The sequence below is a fragment of the Sphingopyxis sp. CCNWLW2 genome (genome assembly GCF_037095755.1).
Taxonomy (GTDB): Bacteria; Pseudomonadota; Alphaproteobacteria; order Sphingomonadales; family Sphingomonadaceae; genus Sphingopyxis.
This window is the reverse complement of record NZ_JBAWKJ010000002.1, coordinates 545,959-571,327: the sequence shown is the minus strand read 5'-3', so window position 1 is coordinate 571,327 and position 25,369 is coordinate 545,959. Positions and strand designations below refer to the sequence as shown.

At 64.3% G+C, this 25,369-nt stretch carries 24 protein-coding genes, 2 tRNA genes and 1 riboswitch; of the genes, 12 read left to right on the top strand and 14 right to left on the bottom strand.

Annotated elements, in window-relative coordinates:
- Positions 1–97 precede the first annotated feature (97 nt).
- Genes V8J55_RS13830 through dusB form a run of 3 tightly spaced genes read right to left on the bottom strand, consistent with a single transcriptional unit; the run spans position 98 to position 3,590 of the window.
- Positions 98–1,507, bottom strand: coding sequence for a sigma-54-dependent transcriptional regulator (locus V8J55_RS13830; protein WP_336446205.1), 1,410 nt, complete (start codon positions 1,505–1,507; stop codon positions 98–100).
- Complete coding sequence (locus tag V8J55_RS13825; protein WP_336446204.1) at positions 1,504–2,595, bottom strand: two-component system sensor histidine kinase NtrB; 1,092 nt, start codon at positions 2,593–2,595, stop codon at positions 1,504–1,506. Before V8J55_RS13825 ends, V8J55_RS13830 begins: the two co-directional genes overlap by 4 nt.
- Complete coding sequence (gene dusB, locus V8J55_RS13820; protein WP_336446202.1) at positions 2,592–3,590, bottom strand: tRNA dihydrouridine synthase DusB; 999 nt, start codon at positions 3,588–3,590, stop codon at positions 2,592–2,594. Before dusB ends, V8J55_RS13825 begins: the two co-directional genes overlap by 4 nt.
- 97 nt (positions 3,591–3,687) lie before the next feature.
- Here dusB and V8J55_RS13815 point away from each other — a divergent pair, with 97 nt between their 5' ends.
- Together V8J55_RS13815 and V8J55_RS13810 are read left to right on the top strand one after the other, a co-directional pair.
- On the top strand, positions 3,688–4,866 hold the full coding sequence (locus V8J55_RS13815) for a bifunctional 2-C-methyl-D-erythritol 4-phosphate cytidylyltransferase/2-C-methyl-D-erythritol 2,4-cyclodiphosphate synthase (protein WP_336446201.1): 1,179 nt from the start codon (positions 3,688–3,690) through the stop codon (positions 4,864–4,866).
- A 4-nt stretch (positions 4,867–4,870) separates the two neighbouring features.
- Complete coding sequence (locus tag V8J55_RS13810; RefSeq protein WP_336446200.1) at positions 4,871–5,425, top strand: CinA family protein; 555 nt, start codon at positions 4,871–4,873, stop codon at positions 5,423–5,425.
- Here V8J55_RS13810 and V8J55_RS13805 read toward each other — a convergent pair.
- From V8J55_RS13805 to lipA, 3 genes are all read right to left on the bottom strand, one after another.
- A complete protein-coding gene (locus V8J55_RS13805; protein ID WP_336446880.1) occupies positions 5,371–6,366 on the bottom strand; it encodes a homoserine O-succinyltransferase in 996 nt (331 codons plus the stop codon). The two genes, V8J55_RS13810 and V8J55_RS13805, sit on opposite strands and share 55 nt — an antisense overlap.
- A gap of 39 nt (positions 6,367–6,405) precedes the next feature.
- Positions 6,406–6,511: riboswitch (SAM-I-IV-variant riboswitch) on the bottom strand.
- A 45-nt stretch (positions 6,512–6,556) separates the two neighbouring features.
- The gene (locus V8J55_RS13800) at positions 6,557–6,997 is read right to left on the bottom strand and encodes a type II toxin-antitoxin system RatA family toxin (protein ID WP_336446199.1); all 441 of its coding nucleotides are present in this window, start codon (positions 6,995–6,997) and stop codon (positions 6,557–6,559) included.
- 7 nt (positions 6,998–7,004) lie between these two features.
- Positions 7,005–7,940: a lipoyl synthase gene (lipA, locus tag V8J55_RS13795; protein ID WP_336446879.1), complete on the bottom strand. Its 936-nt coding sequence runs from the start codon at positions 7,938–7,940 to the stop codon at positions 7,005–7,007.
- A gap of 62 nt (positions 7,941–8,002) precedes the next feature.
- On the opposite strand from lipA, the gene V8J55_RS13790 reads away from it, so the two are divergent.
- The 3 genes from V8J55_RS13790 (at position 8,003) to V8J55_RS13780 (ending at position 10,039) form a co-directional block, all read left to right on the top strand.
- Positions 8,003–8,641, top strand: a complete 639-nt coding sequence (locus V8J55_RS13790; RefSeq protein WP_037510889.1) for a carbonic anhydrase — start codon at positions 8,003–8,005, stop codon at positions 8,639–8,641.
- Positions 8,642–8,654: 13 nt separating this feature from the next.
- Positions 8,655–9,236 (top strand): hypothetical protein, encoded by a 582-nt coding sequence (locus V8J55_RS13785; RefSeq protein ID WP_336446198.1) that lies wholly within the window; start codon positions 8,655–8,657, stop codon positions 9,234–9,236.
- Between the two features lie 101 nt (positions 9,237–9,337).
- On the top strand, positions 9,338–10,039 hold the full coding sequence (locus V8J55_RS13780) for a DUF899 family protein (RefSeq protein WP_336446197.1): 702 nt from the start codon (positions 9,338–9,340) through the stop codon (positions 10,037–10,039).
- Positions 10,040–10,367: 328 nt separating this feature from the next.
- On the opposite strand, the gene V8J55_RS13775 is transcribed toward V8J55_RS13780, so the two are convergent.
- Together V8J55_RS13775 and ettA are read right to left on the bottom strand one after the other, a co-directional pair.
- Positions 10,368–10,817, bottom strand: coding sequence for a PaaI family thioesterase (locus V8J55_RS13775; RefSeq protein WP_336446196.1), 450 nt, complete (start codon positions 10,815–10,817; stop codon positions 10,368–10,370).
- A gap of 14 nt (positions 10,818–10,831) precedes the next feature.
- Positions 10,832–12,511, bottom strand: coding sequence for an energy-dependent translational throttle protein EttA (ettA, locus tag V8J55_RS13770; RefSeq protein ID WP_336446195.1), 1,680 nt, complete (start codon positions 12,509–12,511; stop codon positions 10,832–10,834).
- 130 nt (positions 12,512–12,641) lie between these two features.
- Here ettA and V8J55_RS13765 point away from each other — a divergent pair, with 130 nt between their 5' ends.
- From V8J55_RS13765 to V8J55_RS13750, 4 genes are all read left to right on the top strand, one after another.
- Positions 12,642–14,033: a M28 family peptidase gene (locus V8J55_RS13765; RefSeq protein ID WP_336446194.1), complete on the top strand. Its 1,392-nt coding sequence runs from the start codon at positions 12,642–12,644 to the stop codon at positions 14,031–14,033.
- A gap of 204 nt (positions 14,034–14,237) precedes the next feature.
- A complete protein-coding gene (locus V8J55_RS13760) occupies positions 14,238–14,573 on the top strand; it encodes a hypothetical protein (protein ID WP_336446193.1) in 336 nt (111 codons plus the stop codon).
- A 48-nt stretch (positions 14,574–14,621) separates the two neighbouring features.
- Positions 14,622–15,053 carry a VOC family protein gene (locus V8J55_RS13755; protein WP_336446192.1) on the top strand — a complete coding sequence of 144 codons (432 nt, stop codon included), beginning with the start codon at positions 14,622–14,624 and terminating at the stop codon, positions 15,051–15,053.
- Between the two features lie 39 nt (positions 15,054–15,092).
- Positions 15,093–15,169: transfer RNA gene (locus V8J55_RS13750), tRNA-Pro, on the top strand.
- Between the two features lie 17 nt (positions 15,170–15,186).
- Here the strand turns inward: V8J55_RS13750 and V8J55_RS13745 are convergent.
- The 4 genes from V8J55_RS13745 to V8J55_RS13730 all read right to left on the bottom strand — a co-directional run bounded on the left by V8J55_RS13745 (position 15,187) and on the right by V8J55_RS13730 (position 19,591).
- Complete coding sequence (locus V8J55_RS13745) at positions 15,187–16,662, bottom strand: M20 family peptidase (protein ID WP_336446191.1); 1,476 nt, start codon at positions 16,660–16,662, stop codon at positions 15,187–15,189.
- 68 nt (positions 16,663–16,730) lie between these two features.
- A tRNA-Ile gene (locus V8J55_RS13740) sits at positions 16,731–16,806 on the bottom strand.
- A 67-nt stretch (positions 16,807–16,873) separates the two neighbouring features.
- Positions 16,874–17,911 carry a polysaccharide deacetylase family protein gene (locus tag V8J55_RS13735; protein WP_336446190.1) on the bottom strand — a complete coding sequence of 346 codons (1,038 nt, stop codon included), beginning with the start codon at positions 17,909–17,911 and terminating at the stop codon, positions 16,874–16,876.
- A 33-nt stretch (positions 17,912–17,944) separates the two neighbouring features.
- Positions 17,945–19,591, bottom strand: coding sequence for a histidine kinase dimerization/phospho-acceptor domain-containing protein (locus V8J55_RS13730; protein ID WP_336446189.1), 1,647 nt, complete (start codon positions 19,589–19,591; stop codon positions 17,945–17,947).
- A 169-nt stretch (positions 19,592–19,760) separates the two neighbouring features.
- Between V8J55_RS13730 and V8J55_RS13725 the strand changes: the two genes are divergently transcribed.
- The gene (locus V8J55_RS13725) at positions 19,761–20,234 is read left to right on the top strand and encodes an Lrp/AsnC family transcriptional regulator (RefSeq protein ID WP_037510868.1); all 474 of its coding nucleotides are present in this window, start codon (positions 19,761–19,763) and stop codon (positions 20,232–20,234) included.
- Positions 20,235–20,314: 80 nt separating this feature from the next.
- Here the strand turns inward: V8J55_RS13725 and V8J55_RS13720 are convergent, their stop codons facing one another.
- Positions 20,315–21,640, bottom strand: a complete 1,326-nt coding sequence (locus tag V8J55_RS13720) for a tetratricopeptide repeat protein (RefSeq protein ID WP_336446188.1) — start codon at positions 21,638–21,640, stop codon at positions 20,315–20,317.
- A 205-nt stretch (positions 21,641–21,845) separates the two neighbouring features.
- Positions 21,846–22,142 carry an Hpt domain-containing protein gene (locus V8J55_RS13715; RefSeq protein WP_137888017.1) on the bottom strand — a complete coding sequence of 99 codons (297 nt, stop codon included), beginning with the start codon at positions 22,140–22,142 and terminating at the stop codon, positions 21,846–21,848.
- Positions 22,143–22,291: 149 nt separating this feature from the next.
- On the opposite strand from V8J55_RS13715, the gene V8J55_RS13710 reads away from it, so the two are divergent.
- Positions 22,292–24,571, top strand: a complete 2,280-nt coding sequence (locus tag V8J55_RS13710) for a hypothetical protein (RefSeq protein ID WP_336446187.1) — start codon at positions 22,292–22,294, stop codon at positions 24,569–24,571.
- A 90-nt stretch (positions 24,572–24,661) separates the two neighbouring features.
- Positions 24,662–25,321 (top strand): hypothetical protein, encoded by a 660-nt coding sequence (locus tag V8J55_RS13705; RefSeq protein WP_336446186.1) that lies wholly within the window; start codon positions 24,662–24,664, stop codon positions 25,319–25,321.
- Positions 25,322–25,369 lie beyond the last annotated feature (48 nt).

Sequence of the window (25,369 nt, the reverse complement as noted above, 5' to 3'; positions counted from 1 at the left end):
TCATTGTTGCCACGCTACGACAATCCTGTTGCATAGAAAACACACAATCTACGCGAGTGTCGCCCAATTGCCCCGATTCCGGGTTTGTCTTTGCCAATCAAGGCTGAGCGGGATCGATATCGAGCTGACCGAGGCGCTTGCGCAGCGTGTTACGGTTGATACCAAGGCGGCGCGCCGCCTCCAGTTGGTTACCGCGAACGTCGCGCAAGACGCGACGAAAAAGTGCTGTCTCGACGATTGCCTCCAGCTGGTCGTGGATATCGCCGTCGCTCGCCGTATCCGCCATCTGCTCGCGCGCCCAATCATCGACCGCGCGGGCGATCAGCGCGGCGGGCTCGACCGTGCCGCCGCCCTCGCCGCTTTCGTGCAGCACCGTCTCGACATCGCGCACCGTCACGACGACATCGCGCGACAGGACAGCGAGCCGCTGGACGACGTTGCCGAGTTCGCGAACATTGCCCGGCCAGTCGTAACGTTCGAGCCATTGCATCGCGGCGGGCGCGAACTGTCGATCGGGCAGCCCTGAACCGCGCCCGGCCTCGACAAAGTGGCGGACGAGCGCCGCGATGTCGCTGCGCCGGTCGCGGAGCGGTGGCAGCGTCACGGGAATGACGTTAAGACGGTAAAAGAGATCCTCGCGGAAGCGGCCGTCGGCGACCAGGGTGCGCATGTCGCGATGCGTCGCGGCGATGACGCGCACATCGGCGCGCAACGCCTGGCTACCGCCGACGGTCGAATATTCGTTGCTTTGCAGAACCCGGAGGAGGCGCGTCTGCGCCTCGAGCGGCATGTCGCCGATCTCGTCGAGGAAGAGCGTGCCGCCCGCAGCCTGTTCGAAGCGACCGGCATTGCGGCTGTGCGCGCCGGTGAAGGCGCCCTTTTCGTGGCCGAACAGTTCGGCTTCGATCAGTTCGCGCGGGATTGCTGCCATGTTGATCGCCACAAAAGGTCCGCTCCGGCGCAGGCCGGTCGCGTGAATCGCGCGGGCCACGACCTCCTTGCCCGTCCCCGATTCGCCGAGGATCAGCACTGCCAGATCGTTCGAGGCGAGCCGCGCGATCGTGCGATAAACCGCCTGCATCGCCGGGGCGCGGCCGACGAGGCCATGGCTGTCCGCCGGCGCCGCCGCGTCCCTTGCCGCGGGTTCCGCCTTTCTCTGTAACGCGGCTCGGACGCTCGCGGTCAGTTCGTCGAGATCGAACGGCTTGGGCAGATAATCATAGCTGCCGATCCCGGTTGCACGCACCGCGGTGTCGAGCGTATTTTGCGCCGACAGGACGATCACCGGCGTACGGGCATCGACCCGCAGCGAATCGATGCCGTCGCCGTCGGGCAGGACGACATCGGTAATGACGAGGTCGGGCCGGTTGTCGGCGAGCCAGGCATTGCGTTCAGCGATGCTGGCTACCGATGCAAAATGGCCGCATTCGCCGACGAGCGTTTCGCGGATGATCATCGCGATCGTCGGGTCGTCCTCCACCAGCAGGATCGTCTTCGCCTTGCTCATACCGGGCGTCCTTTTTGCGCGACGGGCAGGTGGACGCGGAAGCGGGTCCATTCGCCGTCGCGGATATGCTGGACGGTGCCGCCCATATCGCGCGCGAGCTTCGCAACGAGCGCAAGGCCGAGCCCCCTTCCCTCGCGCTTCGTCGTTACGAAGGGATCGAACAGATCGCCGCGGATGTCGGCGGGGACGCCCGGACCATTGTCGCTGACGCTGACCTCGATCGGCAGTGCGATGCGGCCGCGTCCATCGCCATTGTCGATCGACAGGCCGTGACGATAGGCGGTCGTCAGCCGCACCACGCCATCGTCGCGCCCGCCCAATGCCTCGCACCCATTGGTGAGCAGGTTGAGCAATATCTGCACCATGGCGTCATGGTTCCCGTGCACCAACGGCAGCGACGGATCGAAATCCTCGGCAAAGCGGACGCCAGCGAACTGCCGCGCACGCGCAGTTTCCATCGCCTGATGGATCGGCTGATAGAGGTTGATCGGGCCGCACGCGATCGGTTGCCCGCGCGAGAAATGCTCCATCTGGTCGATCAGCGTCGCGATCCGGTCGACCTCGGCGCAGATCAGCGTCGTGAAGCGCTCGCCCCCAGCGTCGGTCTTGCGCGCGAGGAGCTGCGCGGCACCCTTGATGCCCGCGAGCGGGTTCTTGATCTCGTGCGCCAGCATCGAAGCCGCCGCGCCCGCCGCGCGGCCCGAACGCCCGATCGCGCCGCCCATCAACTCGGCGTCGCTCTGCGACGGCACGAGCGCGAGGATACGGTGGCCGCTCTGGCCATAGGGCACCATCTGCATATCGACGAAAAAGGACCGGCGACCGGCCGCCGAAATCTCAGTGCGATGCGCGAAGAGCGCCGACGTCGAGGCGTCGCTCATCCGCTGGCGATAGCTGCGATCCATCTCGATGACGTCATAGATGACACGGCCAACCATCGCCGAGCGACTGACGTTGCAGAGCTGCTCGGCGGCAGCATTGACGAACAGCACCACCCCGCCGCCGTCGATCAACAGCGTCGGAACGGGGTGCGACTGGATCAGCTCGTCGTGGTCGAAATTCGGGATGCTCGACGTGAGCGCGCTCACGCCGCCGCCTTGGTCAGATGCGGGCCGTAGAAGGCTTCGAGCGCGTCGAGCACGCCCTTGCTGTCGGGGATCCGGTTGACCTTGTTGCGGAACTCGGCCGAGCCGTGGAGGCTCTTGACGTACCAGCCGAGATGCTTGCGCGCCATATTGACGCCGGTCACTTCGCCATAATGGTCGATCATCGCGCGGTAATGCGATGTAATTACGTCATATTGCTCGTCGATGCCGGGATCGGGCCGATTGGTTTCGCCGCGCAGCGCCGCCATGACCTGTCCGAGCAGCCAAGGACGGCCATAAGCACCGCGGCCGATCATCACACCATCGGCGCCGCTTTGCGCCAGCGCGGTACGCGCATCCTCGGCCGAGCAGATGTCGCCGTTGACGATAACGGGGATCGACACCGCATCCTTGACGCTGCGGACAAAGCCCCAGTCGGCCTCGCCACGATACATCTGGTTGCGGGTGCGGCCGTGGACGGTGACAAGCTTTGCGCCCAGATCCTCTGCGATATGCGCGAGTTCGGGCGCGTTCAGGCTGTCATGGCACCAGCCCATGCGCATTTTGACCGTCACCGGCACCGAGACAGCCTTCACGCAGGATTCGATCAGCGCCGCCGCGAGTTTCAGGTCGCGCATCAGCGCCGAGCCCGCATCGCCGTTGGTGACCTTGCGTACCGGGCAGCCCATGTTGATGTCGATGATCGACGCACCGCGATCTTCGTTGAGCCTGGCCGCTTCGCCCATCTCATAAGGCGTGCAGCCGACAAGCTGCATCGACACCGGCTCTTCGACCGGATCCCACGCCGCCTTCTGGATCGACTGGCGCGTCTCGCGGATCGCAGCCTGGCTCGCGATCATCTCGGTGACGTTGAGTCCCGAGCCATAATAGCGGACGAGCTTACGGAACGGCAGGTCGGTGACGCCCGTCATCGGCGCGAGGATCACGGGATCCGCGATGGTAATGTTGCCGATCTGAATGGGCCGCAGCGGCGCCATGGCGGGATGCTTTCGTCAAATTGCCTAAAAAATAAGCAGCGCCCCTACACGTTAAGCAGCTTTCCCGCAAGCCGCGGCTACGCTAACGGCGCGCGAGATGACCGAGTCCGCCCCTTCCCTCTTGCCGCCTGTCGCGGTCGTGCTGCTCGCCGGCGGCCAGGGAACGCGCGCGGGCTTCGAGCTGCCGAAACAGCTTGCGCCGCTTGGGCTCAAGCCGGTGCTGCGCTGGAGCCTCGACGCTTTTGCCGCGCATCCCGCGATCAACGGCGGCGTATTGGTGGCCAACGATGACGTCACGGCAGCAATCGCCAGCCTGCCGAAGGGATGGATTTCTGCCGATCCGGGCGCCGAAAGACAGCAATCGGTCGCGAATGCGATCGCGATGCTGGCCGATTGGGGCGATGATGCGTTCGTGCTCGTCCATGACGCCGCGCGGCCCGGCGTGACCGCCGAGGTGATCGATCGCCTGCTCGCGGCGATGTACGATGCCGAAGCGGCGATCCCGACGCTTCCGGTTCCCGACACGCTGGTCGAACAAGCCGCCCATCTTGCCGGTGATGTTGTCGACCGCAGCGCGCTGGCGCGCGTCCAGACGCCGCAAGCGTTCCATCTTGGCACATTGCGCCGCGCGCATGCCGAAGCCGTCGAGGCGGCCGCGACGGACGACGCGCAACTCGTCCGGCGGCTCGGCGTGCCGGTCGCTACGGTGCCCGGCGACGCCCGCCTCCATAAACTGACATATGCCGAGGATATGGCGATCCTGAACGGCTTGCTGGGGATCGATCGAATGACGCGCACTGCCGTCGGTATGGGATATGACGTCCACCGCCTTGTGGCGGGCAAGCCGCTGTGGATCGGGGGAATAGAAATCGCCTATAGTCATGGACTTGAAGGCCATAGTGATGCCGACGTCGCGCTTCATGCACTGACCGATGCGATCCTCGGCGCGCTCGGCGACGGCGATATCGGCGATCATTTCCCGCCGAGCGACCCGCAATGGCGCGGCGCGGCGTCGCACCGCTTCCTTGGCTTTGCCGCCGAGCGTGTGACCGCACGCTGCGGGCGCATCGACCATGTCGACCTGACGATCATCGCCGAAGCGCCGAAGATCGGCCCGCACCGCGCCGCGATGCGGGCACGGATTGCCGAAATCCTTGCGATTCCGCTCGAACGGGTTAGTGTCAAGGCGACTACGACAGAGCGGCTGGGCTTCACCGGCCGCCGCGAGGGGATCGCGGCCCAGGCCGTCGCGACCCTGCAACTTCCGGAGAATTGAACTCGTGCTGTCCGATGCTGAAACGCGCCTTACCGCGCGCGACGACCTTGCCGCAACCGTCCTTGCGAACAACCGCGTCGCGGGGCGGAAAGTCGCCGTGGCCGAAAGCTGCACGGGCGGCATGGTATCGGTCGCGCTGACCGATATTGCCGGAAGCTCGGACGTGTTCAGCGCGGGCTTCGTCACCTATTCGGGCCATGCCAAGCAGAGCCAGCTCGACGTCAGCAGCGAGATCCTGGAAACCTTTGGCGAAGTCTCGCTCGCGACCGCGTGGGCGATGGCGGCGGGCGCGCTGGCCAACAGCGACGCCGATGTCGCGGTCGCGATCACCGGAATCGCCGGACCCGGGGGCGGGTCGGAGAAGAAGCCGGTGGGTCAGGTCGTGTTTGCACGCGCACTGCGCGGGCAGGATCCCGACGATTATTTTACCCAGCGGGTGCAATTCGAATCGACCGATCGCGCCGCGATCCGCCATGCCGCTACGCTGTTCGCGCTCGACCTGCTTCAGCCCGGCAAGGACGAACTGCGGCCGTCGGAAGATATCACCCTGCCGGCTTGAGGGCGCAGGAGCGGCGCCTTCGGCTTCGGAGTTTTCGCGTTCACGCTATCCGTGAAATCAAATGGCGTTGTTTGATAAATTTCGTTGATCCAGTTCGCGAACAGCAAGTGAGCATGGCCGCGCCACCGGTTCTGCGGGGGCCGCTCAGGATCGTCGGCAGGAAAATAGCTTTTCGGTAAATGCGTGGCGCCGTCGCGGTTGTACTCGGAGGCAAGCGTGCCGGTATCATATTCAAGATGGTTGAACATGTGCAGCATTCCGTTGGCGCGGTCGTCGACAAGGCCGGCGCCGACTTCGACACTGCCTGCAAGAACATGCAGCCCTTTGGCGCCGACCAAAGCGGACGGGCAAACCTCTGTCCAGCGCGAGACGGGTACATCGAATGTGTCCGGAAAACCCCTTAGATAAGGCGACGTGGGGGCCAGATTTTGGTGCCTGAACACGCCGAAAGCTTTGCGCGACAGGTCGCGCTTTGGAACGCCGTGAAAGTGAAAAAGGGCGGCTTGAGCAGCCCAGCAGATCGTGAAGCAGCGATGGACATGCGTCTGGGTCCAATCAAGGATCGACCGCAGTTCGGGCCAATAGCGAACATCCTCATAAGGTAGCCGCTCGACCGGTGCGCCCGTGATGATGAAGCCGTCGAATCGCTCGGCGCTGACGTCGCTCCACGGCCGATAGAAGGCCGCCATGTGATCGGCCGGCGTGTTGCGCGAAACATGATCCGTCATCCGCACCAGCGTCAATTCGATTTGAAGCGGAGTTGCCCCAAGCAGCCGGGCTAGCTGGGTTTCGGTGTCGATCTTGTTCGGCATGAGGTTCAGCAAGCCGATCCGCAGCGGCCTGATGTCCTGGCGTACGGCGTCGGCTTCACCCATCACCATGACGCCCTCGGCTTCGAGAGTATGTCGAGCAGGGAGTTGATCGGGTATCGTTATGGGCACGGTGCGTCGTTTCCTGTTTCGGGTTCGACGCTTGGTGGCTTGATCCGCTTTAGTTGCCGGCCCGGCCACATCCTCCTTGCGGAGTGCCACCTTGCCCGGATCGGCAGGTTGGCGTTGGGCGTCGCCCCAACTCTTGATGCTGATTTTGTCTTACGTCGCTGGCGCTGATTCGGCAACGGCCGGTTTTGAGTCAGGCCACAACGCCGTAAAGTTCGTCGGCGCGCGCTTCGAACGCCGCGATCATCTTGCGCAGCGCCTTGTCGAACATTTGCCCGGCGAGCGCCTCGAACATCCGGCTGCGGAACGAGAAATCGACGAGGAAATCGACGCGACAGCCCCCGCCCTCGGCGGGCTGGAAATGCCATTCATTGTTGAGATGCTTCATCGGCCCGTCGATATAGCTCACGCAAACCTCGCCCGGCCGCTGCTTGTGAACGCGGCACGAAAAGCTTTCGCGCAGTCCCTTGAAACCGACGATCATGTCGGCGACCGCCTCATGCTCGCTGTCGCTGCGGATGCGCAGCGCGATGACCCACGGCAGGAACTCGGGATAGCGCGCAATATCGGTGACGAGCGCGAACATCTGCTCGTCGCTGTACGGCAGGACGCGGGTTTCGTGGTGCCTTGGCAAAGACCGATCAGCCGGCCTTGACGCGCGCCAGCTGCGCTTCGCGGGCGGCGCGCATGCGTTCGAAATCGTCGCCGGCGTGATAGCTCGAACGCGTCAGCGGCGACGAAGCGACCTGCAGGAAGCCTTTGGCGCGCGCGATCTGCGCATAGGCGTCAAACGCCTGCGGGGTCACGAAGTCGATCACCTTCGCATGCTTCGGGGTCGGCTGGAGATATTGGCCCATCGTCATGAAATCGATGTCGGCGCTGCGCATGTCGTCCATCACCTGATGCACCTCCATCCGCTCCTCGCCGAGGCCGAGCATCACGCCCGACTTGGTGAAGATCGACGGATCGCGGCGCTTCACGCTTTCGAGCAGGCGGAGCGAGGCATAATAGCGCGCGCCGGGGCGGATCGTCGGATAGAGTCGCGGGACGGTTTCGAGATTATGGTTATAGACGTCGGGGCGCGCATCGACGATCGCGGCAACCGCGCTTTCGGGCTTGTTGCGAAAGTCGGGCGTCAGGATCTCGATCGTCGTCTGCGGCGTTTCGCGGCGCAGCGCGTTGATGACCTTCACGAACTGGCTCGCGCCGCCGTCGGGCAAGTCGTCGCGGTCGACCGAGGTGATGACGATGTGGCTGAGCCCCATCTTCGCCGCGGCGATCGCGGTATGCTCGGGCTCGAGCAGGTCGACAGGGCGCGGCATGCCGGTCTTAACGTTGCAGAAAGCGCAGGCGCGCGTGCAGGTGTCGCCGAGGATCATCACCGTCGCATGCTTTTTCGTCCAGCATTCGCCGATGTTCGGGCACGCGGCTTCTTCGCACACCGTGTTGAGGTTGAGCTCGCGCATCAGCTTGCGCGTTTCGGCGTAGCCCGGGCTGGTCGGGGCTTTGACGCGGATCCAGTCGGGCTTGCGCTGGCGCTGACTGGGCGTGGTGGCGGGCGATGCGGGAGCGTTCATTTCGCCCACATAGTCGCGCACGCGCCTCTTCTCAACCTCTCTACCTATGCTAAGGGCGACGCATGACTCACTTTGCAGATATGATCGATGGCTACCGTCGTTTCCGTAACGGCGGTTGGCAGCAACAGCGCGAACGCTGGAACGAACTTGCCGAGGGCCAATCGCCCAAGGTGATGGTGATCGCCTGTTCGGACAGCCGATCCGAACCGTCGCAGATTTTCGACACCAATCCGGGCGAAATCTTCGTCGTTCGCAATGTCGCGGCGCTGGTGCCGCCGTTCGAAACGACACCCGGACGTCACGGCGTCTCCGCCGCGCTCGAATTCGCGGTCCAGTTTCTGAAGGTCGAGGAAATCGTCGTGATGGGTCACGGCATGTGCGGCGGCTGCCACGCCGCACTGCACCGTTCGATGGCGGGCGCCGAGCCAGGCCGCGGCGGCTTCATCGCCGACTGGATCGCGATGCTCGACGAGGCGAGCGAAGAGATTCGCGCGCAATATCCCGATTTCGATAATCGCGATGCGGGCCGCGCCATGGAGATGGAAGCTGTGCGCGTGAGCATAGCGAATCTCAGGACTTTCCCCTGTATCCAGGAAAAGGAAAATCGCGGCACGCTGAAGCTGCGCGGCGCCTTTTTCGCGATCAGCGACGGCGTACTGCACGTGATGGACGAAACATCGGGAGAATTTTCTCCCGCCTGAGAGGGAGAGTGGGATGAGCGGCAAAAATGCCATGTGGCTGACGATCATTGCGATCGCGGCCGTTTTCGGCGCCTTCATCGGCCCGCCAGTCTTTGAAGCGATCGGCGACGAGACGATGATGATCGTCGCGCCCATCCTGCTTATCCTGTTCATCGGCGTTATCGTTTGGGCGCTGTCGAGCAACAAGCGCGCGGTGAAGGCCGACGAGAGCCTTGTCGCCGATGCCCGGAGGATGGAACCCCCTGAAGGCAAAGCGCGCATCTATGTCTGTCGCCGCGGCTTCGTCGCCGCGCTCCAGGGCATGAACGTCACGCTCGACGGCACGACCAGCGGCCAGATCAAATCGGGCCAGATGCTGATGGCCGATATCGATTCCGGCAAGCATCATCTCCACGTCGCGACCGCAAAGGCGAGCCTCGCGCGGCCCGCCGAGTTCGAGATCGATATCGGCGCGGGCGGCGTCGTGGTAATCCACGCGATGATCGAAATGGGCGCGCTCAAGGGCGACGTGAAACTGACCCGGCTCGACGCCAAAAGCGCGCGAGAGAATGTCCACGCGACCAAGCTGATGCTGTGGGAGGCCGCGACCGCCTGACGCGACCGCGCGCGACGAACCGACGCAGGGCTGCGGGCAACCGTGAAATCCCGCTGCAACAATGGCGTTAACGGCACGTTCTCCCAAAAAAGGAGAACTTGATGGCCCTTCGCCAAACCCTGTCGGCTGCGCCGGCGCTTGCTTCCCGTAGACGTGCTTTTCCCGGCGAAGACGAATCCTACACCAAGGCCCGAAAATCGCTGTTGGCCGAAGAAATCGACCTGCGGCGCAAGATGACGCGGATCGCGGAACAGCGGCGTCAGCTGCCGCCGGGGCCGCTGATGAAGGATTACCGGTTCAAGGACGCCAACGGCGCCGAACTGGGGCTAGCCGAGTTGTTCGGCGCGCATGATACGCTGGTCGCCTATTTCTGGATGTACGGCCCCGAGCGCGAGCGTCCTTGTCCGATGTGCACGAACTGGCTGGGCTCGGTCGACGGCAACGCCAACGACCTGAAACAGCGCGTCGCGTTCAAGATCTTCGGCCGCAGCCCGGTCGAGCGGCAAAAGGCGTTTGCGCTCGAACGCGGATGGCAGGCGCTCGATTTCCTGCAACTGGTTGGCGATGACTACGCTCGCGACTTCCGGCTGCTGAACGCCGACGGCAGCGAAAATCCTGCGCTCGCGGTGTTCAAGAAGCGCGGCAACGACGTGCGGCTGTTCTGGCGAAGCGAGATGACGAGCGAGATGGCCGATCCGGGCCAGGACCCGCGCGACGCGCCCGACATTGCGAGCCTGTGGAACATCCTCGACCTCACGCCCTCGGGCCGCGGGACCGACTGGTATCCGTCGCTGGAATATTGAGGCTTAAAGCCACAAAAGCCCCGCATGCGCGCATCGGAATTGTGTCCTTTGTCGCTTTAGGCGAAAGAGCGGAATTCTGACGGTTCAAAGAGCCAGCAGGGATGCTGGCACAGCGACACAATGTAGGAAAGCTGTGTTTTGAGCTGCGACGGGTCTGCTATAGGGCGGGAACTTCCTTTTGTGCGCCCCGGCGAAAGCCGGGGCCCAGTGCAAAAAATGCTAGGTTTGCGCCAGGCTTCTGGACTCCGGCTTTCGCCGGGGCACACATCTCTAGCGGCAGCATCTCTAGCGGCAGCAACTGACCGACAACGGACGATCGGCAATCCCGTCAGGGAATCGCGTAGGTTACATTCGCCTGCCCGACCGGCTTGTCGGCGTCGTCGGTCCATATCCGCACATCCATCACCGCGAGCCGCTTGCCAAGGCGCAGCATATGCGCGTCGGCGAACAGCGGTCCCGGGCGGCACGGGCGCAGGAATTGGTAGTTGAGCGCGCTCGTCACCGCCATCGCGACCGGGCCGATATGGGCGAGGACGAGCGCATAGGCCGCCATGTCGGCGAACCCCATCTGCGTCGGGCCGGAGATCAGCCCGCCGGGACGCAGCGCATTTTCATTCGGGTCAAGCCGTGCCTGGATATGCCCGGGTGACGCCGAAACCACATGACCGCGCGACCCCGGGGCCGAATGGGGGAAGGCTTCCGCCATGAAGGCGTTGAGCGCGTCCGCATCCAAACGGATTGCGCTCGACGATATTGGCGACTGTCCTTCCCCGGTCATGCCGGTCATGCCGGTCAGCGCGTCAGTTTCTTGTACGACGTCGCGTGCGGGCGCGTCGCATCGTCACCGAGGCGGCGAATCTTGTCCTCTTCATAGGCTTCGAAATTGCCTTCGAACCATTCGACATGGCTGTCGCCCTCGAACGCGAGGATGTGCGTCGCGAGGCGATCGAGGAAGAAGCGGTCGTGGCTGATGACCACGGCGCAGCCGGCGAAATTCTCGAGCGCTTCTTCGAGCGCCGCGAGCGTTTCGGTGTCGAGATCGTTGGTCGGTTCGTCGAGCAGCAGCACGTTGCCGCCCTGTTTCAGCATCTTGGCCATATGGACGCGGTTGCGTTCACCGCCCGAGAGCTGGCCGACCTTTTTCTGCTGATCGACGCCCTTGAAGTTGAACGCGCCGACATAGGCCCGCGTCTGCATCTCGTGCTTGCCGATGTTCATCATCTCGGAGCCGCCCGAGATTTCTTCCCAGACATTCTTGTTGGGATCGAGCGCGTCGCGGCTCTGGTCGACATAGCCGAGGCGCACCGTGTCGCCGATCGCGACGCTGCCGCTGTCGGCGGTTTCCTGCCCGGTAATCAGCTTGAACAAAGTCGATTTACCCGCGCCGTTCGGGCCGATGACCCCAACGATGCCGCCGGGCGGGAGCGTGAAGGACAGGTCTTCGAAGAGCAATTTGTCGCCATAAGCTTTCGAGATGCCCTCGACCTCGATGACCTTGCCGCCGAGGCGTTCGGGGACCTGGATGACGATCTGCGCCTTGCCGGGAATGCGCTTTTCCTGCGCTTCGATGAGCTGGTCGAAGCTCTTGATACGCGCCTTCGATTTGGCCTGACGGGCTTTCGGCGACTGGCGGATCCACTCGAGTTCGTCCTTGATCGCCTTCTGGCGGCCGGCGTCCTCGCGCGCTTCCTGTTCGAGGCGCTTGCCCTTCTTTTCGAGATAGGTCGAATAATTGCCTTCGTAGACGAAATAGCGGCCACGATCGAGTTCGAGGATCCAGTTCACGACATTGTCGAGGAAGTAGCGATCGTGGGTGACGAGGATGACGTTGCCCGGATAGTCGACGAGATGCTTTTCGAGCCAGGCGACGCTTTCGGCGTCGAGGTGGTTGGTCGGTTCGTCGAGCAGCAGGATCGAAGGCTTCTCGAGCAGCAGGCGGGTCAGCGCGATGCGGCGGCGTTCGCCGCCCGACAGATTCTCGACGCTCCAGTCGCCCGGCGGGCAGCGGAGCGCTTCCATCGCGATTTCGAGCTGGTTGTCGAGCGTCCAGCCATCGACCGCGTCGATCTTTTCCTGGAGCGTACCCATTTCCTCCATGAGCGCGTCGAAATCGGCGTCGGCGGGCGGATCGGCCATCAGTGTGCTGATCTCGTTGAAACGCTCCATCATGTCGGCAACCGGGCGGACGCCGTCCATGACATTTTCCTTGACCGTCTTGGTCGGGTCGAGCTCGGGCTCCTGCGCCAGATAGCCGACGGTGATCCCTTCGCCCGGCCATGCTTCGCCGGTGAACTCGGTGTCCATGCCCGCCATGATCTTCATCAGCGTCGACTTACCCGTGCCGTTCGGGCCGACGATGCCGATCTTGGCATCGGGATAGAATTGCAGGCTGAGGTTGTTCAGTGTCGGCTTTTGCGCGCCGGGATAGGTCTTGGTCAGACCCTTCATCACGAAACTATATTGGGCGGCCATGGATATGCTCCGGTATGGGCTGGGCCGCGGGCGCGGCCGGGGAGAGTTTGAGTTGCGCGCCGGTTAGCGAATGGGCGCGCGGTTGGCAATCGGCGCTTGCGCGCGCGGGGCGCGCCGTTACGAAAGCGGCATGAAAATCCCCCATAGCTCCACCCGCTTAGCCGGGATCGCCGCCCTTCTCCTTTCCTCCGCTGCTTCCGCCCAACCGGCTCAGAGCGCCGCTGAACTGGCGCAGCAAGGCGAGGATCCCGCATGGGCGATCACCCGCGACCTGACGACCGACGTCGGTCCGCGCATGGCCGGGACCGACGCCGAAGCCGTCGCGCGCCGCTGGGCCGTGCAGCGGCTGCAGGCAATGGGCTTCGCTCATGTCCGCGAGGAAGCGTTCGACATGCCCGTGTGGGTACGCGGCGCCGAAGAGGCCTGGCTGACCAGCAGCCTCGTGCCGCAGAAGCTCGCGATCACCGCGCTCGGGAACAGCGCCTCGACCGGACCAAAGGGGATCGAGGGCGAAATCGCCTATTTCGAGAGCTTCGACGCGCTCGCCGCGGCGCCCGACGCGGCGGTGAGGGGCAAGATCGTCTTCATCGACCACGACATGAAGCCGACGCAGGATGGAAGCGGCTATGGCTATTATGGGCGCGGCCGGTTCACCGGACCCAATGTCGCAGCGAAGAAGGGCGCGATCGCGATCGTGATCCGCTCGATCGGCACCGACAACCACCGGAACCCGCACACCGGCATCACCAATTTCGACGCCGGAGTGAAGCCGATCCCGGCGGGCGCGATCTCGAACCCCGATGCCGATCAGCTTGTCCGGCAGTGGCGGCGCCCGCAGCCGGTGCGCACCAGCACAACCCCACTACTCAAGATGAAACTCATCCTGACCCCGCAGAACCTGGGCACCCGCAAGTCGGGCAATGTCATCGCCGAAGTGCCGGGCAGCGACCCCAGTGCGAGTCCGATCATCATCGCCTGCCACCTCGACAGCTGGGACCTCGGTACGGGAGCGATCGACGATGCCGCGGGCTGCGGGATCATCACCGCCGCCACGAAGCACGTCATGGCGGCCGGCCAGCCGCGCCGCACGATCCGCATATTGTGGGCGGGCGCCGAAGAGGTCGGCGTATTCGGCGGCAAGGCCTATTTCGATGCGCATGGGAAAGAGAAGCATGCCGTCGCTCTTGAATCCGATTTCGGCGCCGACCGCGTATGGCGGGTCGACTTCAAGCTGCCCGACAGCGCCAAGGGGCTTTCGGACCGGATCGCCGCCGCGGTGATGCCGTTCGGGGTCGTCCGCGGCAAGCTGCCGGCGAACGGTGGGGCCGATATCGGCGCGCTCGTGCAGGCCGGGGTTCCGGCGATCGATCTGGCCCAGGATGGCACGCGTTATTTCGACCTCCACCACACGCCGGACGACACGCTCGACAAGATCGACCCCGTGCAATTGCGGCAAAATGTGACGGTTTGGGCCGCGACTCTGGCGATTCTGGCGAACAGCTCGAACGACGAGCTTCCCTAGTGTGACGGAGAAATGACAGAATCCCGCCGCCGCCGACCATCTCAATTATTTTTGTTGACGATTCATGCGGAACGGCTAAATCCCGCGGCTCGCGGTACGGGAAGTTTTCCCGGACGCGTTAAGGCATTTTAGGGAGCCCACACATCATGAAGAAGTTTGCTGCTATCGCCGTTGCTGCCAGCATGTTCGCCCTCGCCGCTTGCGGTGAAAAGGCTGCTGAAGAAGCCACCACCGAAGCTCCGGCCGCTGAAGCGGTTGCTGAAGAAGGCGCCGACGCCGCTGCTGCTGGCGCTGAAGCCGCTGCCGCTGGTGCCGACGCTGCTGCTGCTGGTGCAGAAGCTGCTGCTCCGGCTGCTGACGCTGCTGCTGCCACCGCTGCTCCGGCTGACGCCGCTGCTGCTCCGGCCGCTGCTGCTCCGGCTGAAGAAAAGAAGTAAGTCGCAGCCCTTCGGGGCGTTGACTGAAACAAAAAAAGGGCGGTCTTCCTTCGGGAAGGCCGTCTTTTTTTATGCCTACGCGGCGGACATGAAACCCGTCTAGGGGATGGAGCGTCATTGCATCATCCCGATTTTTGCAAGGACTGCACTGATGCCGATCGCCAACCCGCCCTTTTCGCTGAAGGGGCTCGATCATATCGTCTTGCGGGTCACAAACCTCGACCGCATGCGCGCCTTTTACCAGGAGATCCTTGGCTGCAGCAACGAGCGCGAACAGGCGGAAATCGGGTTATTCCAGCTTCGCGCCGGCCATTCGCTGATCGACCTTGTGACGATCGACGGCCCGCTCGGCGCGGCCGGCGGCACCGCACCGGGGGCCGAGGGGCGCAACGTCGACCATTTCGCGCTCGCCATCGACCCGTTCGACGAAGCCGCGATCCGCGCACACCTCGATCACCACGGCGTCGCGATCGAGCAATCGGGACCCCGATACGGCGCAGAGGGTGAAGGCCCGTCGCTCTATTTCCGCGATCCCGAGGGAAATCTGATCGAACTCAAGGGTCCCGCGACAAGCAGCATATAGACTTGCGGCCCCGCGCTGTCTAAGGCGCGGGGCAGTAGTCGGGGAGTAGCGCAGCCCGGTAGCGCGCCTGCTTTGGGAGCAGGATGTCGCAGGTTCGAATCCTGTCTCCCCGACCACTATCCTCCCAACAATCTTACCCGGCCGACGTCGCAATCAAACGCGCGTAAAAATCGATCATCCGCTTGAAGCTGTCGATCGTCATATGCTCGTTGGTGCCGTGGATCATCGCGGTTTCCTTGAGCGTGAAATGCATCGGCATGAAGCGATACACATCCTCTGAAATCGGCCCCATGCTGCGGCTGTCGGTCGCACCGACGACCAGGAAAGGCGCGACGATGGCATCGGGTGCATCGGCACGCGCCGCCGCTACGACGTATTTCCAGCCCTGCGAGCTGGTCGACGACACGCGCGACGGCTCGTTCGGCGGCTTCACCCAGCTGAGTTCGACCGGCGCATCGCCGACCGCCGCCTTGGCGCGCGCCATCACATCGGCCGAGCTGTTCCATGGCGCGATCCGATAATTGATCAACGCACTGGCCGATTGCGGCAGGACATTCTCCTTGGGGCTCCCCTGCAGCATCGTCGGTGCTATCGTCGTGTGGAAAGCGGCCGCCGAGGAGGGCGACGCCGAAAGCTGCTTGTTCAGCACCGAACCAAGCAGCCACTGGTTCGCGACCGCCAGCTTCGTCGTGCCGCCCTTGTGCGCAGCGAGCGCCTCGACCATCGCGGCGCCCGGGCCGCGCATCTCAATCGGGAACGGGTTTTCGGTGATCGCAAGCACGGCGCGCGCCAGCGTCGTCACGCCGGTTTCGGCGGGCGGCATCGAGCTGTGCCCGCCGGGTGCGTTGGCGGTGACCTTGAGCGTCGCATAGCCTTTTTCGGCGACGCCGATCAGGATGGCGGGCCCGTCGATCACCGGCGTGTCGCGCAGCACGACGCTGCCCTCGTCGAGCGTGTAGAGCGCGCGCACGCCCTCGGCCTTCAGCTTGGCGGCGGCTGCGACAGCGCCCGATCCGCCCGCTTCCTCGTCATGCCCCGACACGAGGTAGATGCCGCGCCTGGGCTGGAAGCCTTGCGCCGCCAGCGCCTCGATCGCCTCGAACAGGCCAATGAGCGAGCCCTTGTCGTCGACCGTGCCGCGGCCCCACACCGCCTTTTCGGCGATCGTCCCGGCGAAGGGCGGATATTTCCAGTCGCCCTCGGTCCCCTCGGTGACCGGCACGACATCCTGATGCGCCATGACGATGATCGGCGCGAGCGACGCGTCGCTGCCCGGCCAATGATAGACGAGCGTCCGGTTCGGCAGGATCGTGCGGGCCATGACGCGGTGGGTCGCCGGATAAGTCGCCGCGAGCCAGCTGTGTAGCCGGTCCCATTCGGCAATGTCATTCTCGGCCGGGTCCTGATGCGAAATCGTCTTGATCTGTGCCGCGGCGCTCAGATGCCCGACGGCGGCATCGAGATCATAGGCCGGCACGGCGGCGAGCCGGATAGCGCTGCCGTCCGCGATGTCCTTGGGCGCAAAGGTCGCGGTCCGTACCGCCACCGTCCCCGCAACCACCGCAACGATCGCAAGACCGCCGAGCAAAATCGTCCGCCGCTTCCCCATGTCCCTCTCCTTCTGCCCGCGCAATGGAGAGGTATCGGTTTCGATTTGCAAGGGAAACTTGAGGGAAATGGTGGGCCCGGCAGGACTCGAACCCGCAACCTAGCCGTTATGAGCGGCCAGCTCTAACCGTTGAGCTACAGGCCCCCTTTTCAACCCGGTGGGGGTGTGCGGGCGATAGCGGAGGCCGCGCCGCATTGGCAAGCGTGAACGATCAGGATGCGGGCTTTGTCAGCGCCTTCCGTTCGGCCATCGCCAATATTTCGGCGGCGGTCGTCGCCTCCACGCCGCGACGCGCCAGGTGGTCGAGCACGATGTCCCACCAGCGATAGAAGAGGTCGAGATCCGCAATGCTGCGGACATAGGGCGTGTTACCCGGCTGCAGCGACGGCGAGTGGAACGAAAAGTTGAGCACCGGCAGACGCGCCGCGATCGCGATATCGATCGCCTTGCACGCCCGTTCGGCGGGAATTCCTTCGGGCGTCAGCGCGATCCGTTCGACAAGCCTCAGACGCGCGAGCGCGGCGCCGGCGTGCGTGCCGTTTCGTGCAACGCGGTGATAGACGCGGCGCCCCGCCGCCCCGAACAAGCCACCAAAGACGGTGGTGACCGGCATCTCAAGCACGGCGCCCTGCCCGGTACGAACCCACCACGGATGCAGCGGCGCCTCGCGATAGTCGGGGCCGTACCCGGCGCGATAATCGAAGCCGCTGCGAACCGACGTGTCGCAGCGGACGCCCAGTTCGGCGAGCATCGCGGCGCTATCGGGGCCCAGACCATATCGCCCGGCGCGATAGACGATCGGTGCAATGCCGAAACGGTCGCGGATCGCATCGCGCAGCGCCATCATCTTCGCGCGCTGCAAATCGGCCGGCAGGTTTCCGGTGTAGCTGTTGCGCTCGCTCACATCCTCGTCGTGCGGCGGGGTCACCCAGGGATGGAGCTGCGCCCCGACTTCGCATCGGCCGCCATCCCGCGCGGCGCCGAGAATTTCGACCGCGCGGTCGTCGGCGACGATCGGCCAGTCGACCAGATAGATGGGTCGAACCGCGGCGCGCTCGAAATAGCTTTGGCATTCGGCAAGCGCGGGGACCGATGCGAGGCGGTAACCCGTGCGCGAAAAGGGCGCCGCCCAGTCGAAATCCTCTTCGGTATCGATCGTGACCCAAAAGCGCGGCCGTTCGTCCGCTTCCAGCTCGATCAAGTCCGATGCGGCCGGATACGCAAAGAAATTGCCCGCAGGCTGCACCATGCTCCCCTTTGCCCCGAAAGCCGACGGACCGGCCTATTCGCCTTGCTGGGCTTCCAGCTCGACTTCGGCCTTTGAGTTGGCGGAGGGCAGGTGCAAGGTCAAGGCGTTATGCCCGATATCGAGGCGTCCGCCGCCGGCGCGCGCGAGGCTGTCGACGAGGCGGAGTGAGAAACCGAGGCTGAGCACCGCGGCGCCGGGCGCTTCGCCTTCGGGACTGAAGCCCGGGTCGAGCAGCTCGGCGGCCGTGGCAAAACGGATCGCCGCGGGGCGGACGATGCGCAGCTGAAGCATGTCGTCGTGCCGCGACTCGGTCACCAATTGCCCGACTAAAATTGCCCCCGGTTCGGACACATCGACCAGCGCGGTCAGCAGGCGGCCGACCATCCGCCGGACATCGGCGTCGCTGGCAAGCCCACGGAACGGCCCTCCGACCCGCGATATGCTGAGATCGACGCGCTGGTCGGCGAGCAGTGCCGCAAGTTCGCTTTCGACCTGCGCCACCACCGCGCCGATGTCGACGACCTCTTCCGACGGGGCGCCGGTGCCCGCCGAGCTGCTGCGTGCCGCGGTTTCCAGATCGTCGATGATCGATTGCACCGACGCCGCATCGGCGACGATCGTTTCGGCCATCCCCCGATAACCGTGGCTGACGGGTCCGAACATCTGCCCCGAAATAATCTGCGCAAAACCCGAAATGGCATTCAGCGGGCTGCGAAGCTCGTGGATGAGCTGACGGATCGAATCGCCCGAATCTTCGGCCGTCGGCCGCCCATAGGGTATTTCATTGCGGTGCGGGCGGCGCGCACTCGCGCGGTAGCCGCGGAACTGCCCCGTCGCCGGGTCGAACCAGGGCAGCGCCGAAAAACGCCACTCGCCCGCCTCCGCCGGCGCCCCCTCCAGCAGCATTCGCGCGTTGATGATCTCGGCGCGCTGGCGAAAGGCGCCGGCCGCAACGCCATCGGTGCCGGGCTCACCGCCATAGGCCGCCTCGGCGATCGACAGGCCGATCACCGCGCCGCGCGTTACGCCCTCGACCCAATGGACCACGCCGTCGGGGCCCGTTTCGAACAGGAATGCCGCGCGCGGCGCCCGCGATTGGGCGGGCTGGGCGCGCGTGGACTGATATTTGTCGATACGGCGGACGAGCTCGCTGATCTGGCTCGGATGGCTCTCGGTCGCGGTTGCCGGTACGGGCGCCGCGTCCGTTGACGGCGCAGGCTCCTCCTGCACCACGGCTTCGGGCTGGGGCAAAGCCACCGACGCACAGCCAAGACTGGCGAGCGCGCGATAGACACCTCTGGGCAGGTCGGAACGGCCCGCCAGCACCGACCTCGCCATCGCGCTCGTTGCCGGCAAGAGGGCTAGCCAGTCAGCTTCGGCGAGCCGCGCATCGCGCAGCATGGTCGCCGACACCGCGGGAACATCGTTGGCGTAAAGCGCGACCAGCGGTGCGAAGCGGCCATGGCGCGCGACGGCGCGCGCACAGTCGCGGCGTACGGATTCGGGAACGCGCGGCCTGAGCACGGCGAGCGCGTGCAGGCTGCGGCGAATATCGTCATCGGAAAGTTGATTGCCGCGCTGCGCCAGAATATCGGTAAGTTGCCGCCAGGCAGTGATGCTCGCCCGGCGATCCGCAGGCGCCTGGCGCAAGATGGTCGCAATCATCGAGTCAGCAGTCACGCGAAATCAGCCCCACAGCCCTGGTCGTTGGTTAGCATATGCTTACCGGCTAGCGTGAATCATCCGGCCATGAAAGTGCCTTAACCGTCCACGTCGCATTGTGGGACAATTGCAATCGCCTGAAATAATATTATGGTCGCCGCAGTTTTGGAAAGCGGATGTTTCAACGATGGCTAGTCAGAAATTCGATCAGATTGATTTGCAGATATTGGGCGAGCTGCAAAAAAACGGGCGGATGACGAATGTCGAACTGGCACAGATGGTGGGGCTGACGGCGCCGCCATGCCTCCGCCGAGTCCGGGCGCTCGAGGAATCGGGGGTCATCCGGTCCTATCACGCCGACCTCGATGCATCGAAGCTCGGCTATGGAATTACCGTCTTTGCGATGGTCAGCCTGCGCAGCCAGGCCGAGTCCGACCTGAAGGCGTTCGAGGACTATGTCGGCGGGCTCGCCGAGGTGCGCGAATGCTATATGCTGAACGGCGAGATCGACTTTTTGCTGAAGGTCGTCGCGCGCGACCTGCAGAGCTTCCAGTCGTTCCTGACCGCGCACCTGACGTCGGCGCCCAATGTCACCAGCGTCAAAACGTCGCTGACGATTCGCACCGCGAAACAGCTGGCGGGAATTCCCGTCGAACCCTGAGATTGCCGGTCGGCCATAAGAAAAGGGCGCCATCCTGACCGGATGGCGCCCTTTTCTTTTGTGCTGTGCGAAGCGCGCGATCAGTTCGTCGCGGGAGCCGCCGGGGTGGCCGCCGCAGCGGGAGCCGCCGCGGGTGCATCCAACTTGACCACCCACAGGTCGGCCAGCCGCTTGCGGGGGCCAGCTACCTGGCCGAAGCTGGCCTTGGCGGCTGCCTTGTCGCCCGACAGTGCCTGGGCAACGCCGAGGCGATACGTCCACATGTCCTTGTCCGCTGCGCCCTTTGCTGCCGCCTGATAGAGCGGAATCGCATCGGCATAATGACCATAGCCGACCAGCGCGTCGGCCGTGGCCCCCGCCGTCTTGGGGTTGGTCAGCGTCGAAGGCTGCTTGGAATAGGCCACGATGGTCGATGCCTCGTTGCCGGCGCGCGCCTTCTGGTCATCGCGTCGGGCCGCCAGCTTCGCGTCGGTGCCCGGGAAAACCTTCTTCCGCTCGCCTTCCTGGATAACGGCGACGGCTTCGCCCGGCAGGCCGTCGCTGGCCGCAAGCGCGCTATACTCGTCATATTCGAGGCGTTCCGTCATCGCGCCCGCCGCGCGCATCAGGCGCATGACGTCGAGTGTGACGGATTCCTGTTCTTTCGGCGTCCCGGTAGCCGGGCCGGCCTGCAACACCGAAAACAAGGTCTGACGCCAGACCTGCGGCAGACTATAGTCGCGCAGGCGCAAGGTCATCAGGCCGAGCATCTCATCGTTGCGCTTTGCGGCCTGCAGAGCCCTGATCGGCCGAACATAAAGTTCGTCCGACGGACGCTGGCCCGCCGCACGGCTTGCTTCGATCGCGGCCTTAGCGGTCGCGATGCCCTGATCGACCTGACCCGAGCTGAGATAGCTGTCCATCAACAGTACGGGCACATTGGCTTCGGTCGATCCTGCGGCGCGCGCGGCTTCGAGGCGCTTGATCGCCTTCGGATAATCCTTCGCCGCATAAGCGAAATTGCCTGAGAAGAAGCTGTAAACCGCGAGATTTTCCGGCGGGGTCAGCCCCGAATCGAGCATCGCGTCGAGCGCCTGTCCCTGAACCGCCTGGTCCTTGTTCAAGATGCCGAGCTGAAGCTGGTAGAAGCCGAGGAGATATTTATCGTCGGGCGCAGTGGCGGTCCCCTGCCCTTCGGTCAGCGCCGCCTGCAACGCCGCGGCGTCCTTTGCGGTGGTCGCGTCGGTCATTTTTTTGAGTGCGGGGCCGAACCCCTTGCTCGCCGACAGGCCCTTGCCCTTCGCCGCTTCTTCCTTCTTCGGCTTTTCTTTCTTCTGCGCGGCAGCCGGGGTCGCAGTCGCCATCAGCGCGCAGCCCAGCACAGCGGCTATCGCCGTTGCGGGCATCGAGCGGAAACGGTTGAACATCGAAATCTCTCCTTAGAACTCGGCCGCCTTCGCCCAAGCATGCACCTTTGGCGCACACAGGTTCGGCCGCGCGTCGTTAACGCGGCTAAACCCGTCGCGTTGCCAAGGCAAGACAGGCAGTATCGATATTTCAATGGAGAAAAGCGGCTGAACCGAAATTGAACCCGGTCTGCCGGTCCGGGCCGCGCAGCGTCAGGGCCGGCGGTCAGGCGATCGCGTCGATTGCCAGGTTGATCCGGCGCAGCACGGCGGGGTCGCCCGGCGCGCCCTCGATCGCCGCTTCGGCGAGCTGGATCAGCGGGATGATGCCAAAGGTCGCGGCGAGCCCTTTCAGGCGGATTGCCGCCATTTCCCAGTTCGCATCGCAGCGCGATCGGCGCATCAGATCGGACAGGTCGCGCGCGCTGCCCGTGAAGGCGGTGCGCAAATCCATCGCCATAGCGGGGTCATCGCCGAAAGCGGCGCTGAGATATCGGTCAAGAGGGCCGCTGTCGAAAGACATTCCACAGGATTGGCAGCTTGTAGTTAAGTTTCCGTTTCATGGCGGCCATTTGCTGCTAAGATGGCAGGATGACGGGGGAAAAGAAAATTGTCGGTTTGTGGCGGAATTCCGCGGCGAACCCGGAAGCGGACAGCGCGGAACCGGCAGAAGTGACGGCGTCCGAACCCGCGCTCTCGCCCGAAATCGAGGCGCCCACCGAACGGAATTGGCTCGACATGTCCTCGCTCGATGACGCCGGGGATATCGACGAAGCGCCACGCGCTGCGCCGGCCTGGCGCGAACGCGGTGCACCGGCACTGCTTATCCTTCTGGCGATCGGCTGGACGGGGTTTGCGCTTTCCGTCGCGACGGGCGGCTTTGCACGCAGCCCGGCCCTCTCCGCCTGGCCGTCGCTCGTCGCGACGATCGCGATGCCATTGACGCTGCTGGTGGTGCTGTGGATGGCCTTGCTCCGATCGGGCCGGTCCGAACAGGCGCGTTTCGCCCGGGTCGCGGCCGCGCTTCGCGAAGAGAATATGGCGCTCAACCAGTCGATGCATTCGCTCGGCCTGCATCTTGCCGATGCCCAAAAGCAGCTCGGCGATCAGGCGAAGATCGTCCAGCAGCTCGGGCTCGACACCGTGTTGCGGCTGGGCGAAAGCAGCGACAAGCTCGCCAGCAACGCCTCGGTCATCGCCAATGCGCACGACCAGCTCGCGCGCTCAGGCGATGTCGCGCTGCAGCGGATGGATGGGCTGCTCGCGGGCTTACCACGGATCGACGACGTCGCGCAGCGGCTCGCGGTCAATTTCCGCGAGGCGGGACTCGTCGCGCACCAGCAGGGCGCCAACCTCGAAGCCCGGCTCGCGGCGCTCGGCGAGGAAGCGGCGAAGGCGGCGCAGACCGGAACCGAAACGACCGCGACCATGCTCGAGGCGATCGTCGCGCTGCAGGAGCAGACGAAGGAAACCGAATCGGATCTGCTCGCCGCGTCGGCCCGGGTCGCCGACGTGCAAGGTGCGGCGCTAACGCAAATGACGAATGTGGCCGCCTCGGCACGCGCTGAAATGGCCTCGACCGTCACGGCGATGACGGGCCAGATGGATCAAAGCTGGCGGCAGTTTCGCGAAGGCGTCGACGACGCCGGCGCTCTCATGGATGCGAAGCTCGGCCTCGCCCGCGACGCCGGAAATGCTATGGGCGCGCAGCTCGCGGCGCATGCCGACGCGAGCGACGCACTCGCCTCACGCATCACCGCGCATGTCGCCGAAGTCGGCAAGCAGCTTGAAATCCTCGATGTCAGCGTCAGCGCCAGCACCGGGGTCATCGGCCGTTCGATCGACGACACCAAGGCGCAGCTCGTCGCCTTCATTCAGGAAGTGCAGAGCGGCAACGCCTCGGCGCATCAACTCATCACCCATGCCGAATCGCTGCTTCTCGCGCTCGATGCCGTGACGCGCGAACTCGACGAAACGCTGCCGCACGCGCTCGACCGGATCACCTCGCACGGCAAGACGACGCAGACGGCGCTGTCGCAGCTCCGCCCGATCCTCGATGCGTCGGAACTCGTCGCGCAATCGACGGCGTCGCACGTCAACGCCGTGCAGGCGACGCTCAAAGCGAACGAGGAACAGATGGTGGGTCATGCGACCAGCCAGCAGGCGCTCGTCGACCGCATCAACGGCTCGCTCGCCGACGCCGAGACGGCGCTCGCCAAGCTGCGCGAGGGCGCCGACGACTTCGCCGAACAGGGCGGCGCGCGCATGATTGCGACGCTCGGCGAGGTTCGCGCCACCGCCGATTCGGCGGCCGACGAAGCGCGACTGACGCTCGAAAAGCTGGTGTCGAGCGCGCGCGAGACGATGCAGGCGACCGCGACCGACGCGATCGACGCCGCGTTCAAGAACGAGATCATGGCACAACTGACCGCGATCGAGGATGCCTCGGCGCGCGCGGTTGCCGCCGCCAACGGCGCCGCCGACCGGTTGATGCGCCAGCTGATCACGATCATGGACACCAGTGCGAGCGTCGAGCAGCGCGTCAGCGAAGCCGAACAGGCGATCGCGGCGTCGGACCGCGACTCGCTCGCGAAACAGGTCGGTCTGCTGACCGAGTCGCTGAAATCGACCGCGATCGACGTCACCAAGATCCTGTCGAGCGAAGTCAGCGACATCGCATGGGACGCGTACCTCAAGGGCGATCGCGGCGTGTTCGCGCGGCGCGCGGTCAAGCTGATCGACAATAGCGAGGCCAAGGAAATCCTGCGCATCTATCAGGCCGACGATGGCTTCCACGCAGCGGTGAACCAGTTCATCCACGATTTCGAAGCGATGCTGCGCGTGCTCATCGGCGCGCGCGACGGCTCGGCGATCAGCGTGACCTTGCTCTCGTCGGATATCGGCAAGCTGTATGTCGCGCTGGCACAGGCGATCGATCGCCTGCGGAACTAAGCACACCCAAACTGCAGTTCACTCGAAAGGCCGGTTTCATCCGGCTGCCGCCACACCGGAAGTGCGCGACCACCCGTCGATGGAGAAAAAGTGGGCGCCATGTCGCGATACCAGATTAGCCTGTCGACCGTTTGCTTGTTGGTGGTCGCAACGGGATTGTACCTAATTGCTCAGAATGTGGCGGGCGGGTCCGCTCCTGCTGCATGGGGCTTGTTCTGCTTATTGGTCTGCTTAGCATTGGTTATACAAAAGATTATCGACCGGCTCCCGATGTCGCATGAGGCAATTTTTCGGGCAACCAATGCCAAGCCTTGGCCTGAGCTTTCGACGGCTCAACGTCATTGCTTGGTGCTCTTCGACTGGCCGTTGTTTATGGCGATACGCTATCGTGAGGTGGAACGTCTTGGGACGGAAACGTCGTTCCGGTTCACGCGCGCAGGAAATGGCATCACGCTTCAGCCAGCGGGCGAACAGCATATCGAGCGATATTTTTTGGGAACAATCGCGTCTGGGCTGGCTCGATATGGCCTGCGAGTTCAGCTTCCGGGTCGAGGTTGGGATCTTTTCAATCGAAAAGGTGCGGAGCTGAAACTGGTTGGGGATGATGGCCGCATTATCCAGTATATATGCGGCAAATTTGAGAATGGCGATCTGATTTCATTGCGGAACTTCGGCGAGGCTGCGGAAGCTGGCTATATCTCGACGCTACCTGAAATAGAACGAGACGCCTACGTGATGGCAATGCGCTAGCATCTGGAAGTCAGTAACGCCCGCCTTCCCGCTTTCGTGGGAATGACG

Excerpts from the sequence above, each read along its gene's own strand:
- V8J55_RS13830 (WP_336446205.1), bottom strand. The coding sequence starts at position 1,507 with ATGAGCAAGGCGAAGACGATCCTGCTGGTGGAGGACGACCCGACGATC.
- dusB (WP_336446202.1), bottom strand. The coding sequence starts at position 3,590 with ATGGCGCCGCTGCGGCCCATTCAGATCGGCAACATTACCATCGCGGAT.
- V8J55_RS13815 (WP_336446201.1), top strand. The coding sequence starts at position 3,688 with ATGACCGAGTCCGCCCCTTCCCTCTTGCCGCCTGTCGCGGTCGTGCTG.
- lipA (WP_336446879.1), bottom strand. The coding sequence starts at position 7,940 with ATGAACGCTCCCGCATCGCCCGCCACCACGCCCAGTCAGCGCCAGCGC.
- V8J55_RS13790 (WP_037510889.1), top strand. The coding sequence starts at position 8,003 with ATGACTCACTTTGCAGATATGATCGATGGCTACCGTCGTTTCCGTAAC.
- V8J55_RS13785 (WP_336446198.1), top strand. The coding sequence starts at position 8,655 with ATGAGCGGCAAAAATGCCATGTGGCTGACGATCATTGCGATCGCGGCC.
- V8J55_RS13780 (WP_336446197.1), top strand. The coding sequence starts at position 9,338 with ATGGCCCTTCGCCAAACCCTGTCGGCTGCGCCGGCGCTTGCTTCCCGT.
- V8J55_RS13775 (WP_336446196.1), bottom strand. The coding sequence starts at position 10,817 with ATGACCGGGGAAGGACAGTCGCCAATATCGTCGAGCGCAATCCGTTTG.
- ettA (WP_336446195.1), bottom strand. The coding sequence starts at position 12,511 with ATGGCCGCCCAATATAGTTTCGTGATGAAGGGTCTGACCAAGACCTAT.
- V8J55_RS13765 (WP_336446194.1), top strand. The coding sequence starts at position 12,642 with ATGAAAATCCCCCATAGCTCCACCCGCTTAGCCGGGATCGCCGCCCTT.
- V8J55_RS13755 (WP_336446192.1), top strand. The coding sequence starts at position 14,622 with ATGCCGATCGCCAACCCGCCCTTTTCGCTGAAGGGGCTCGATCATATC.
- V8J55_RS13745 (WP_336446191.1), bottom strand. The coding sequence starts at position 16,662 with ATGGGGAAGCGGCGGACGATTTTGCTCGGCGGTCTTGCGATCGTTGCG.
- V8J55_RS13735 (WP_336446190.1), bottom strand. The coding sequence starts at position 17,911 with ATGGTGCAGCCTGCGGGCAATTTCTTTGCGTATCCGGCCGCATCGGAC.
- V8J55_RS13725 (WP_037510868.1), top strand. The coding sequence starts at position 19,761 with ATGGCTAGTCAGAAATTCGATCAGATTGATTTGCAGATATTGGGCGAG.
- V8J55_RS13720 (WP_336446188.1), bottom strand. The coding sequence starts at position 21,640 with ATGTTCAACCGTTTCCGCTCGATGCCCGCAACGGCGATAGCCGCTGTG.
- V8J55_RS13715 (WP_137888017.1), bottom strand. The coding sequence starts at position 22,142 with ATGTCTTTCGACAGCGGCCCTCTTGACCGATATCTCAGCGCCGCTTTC.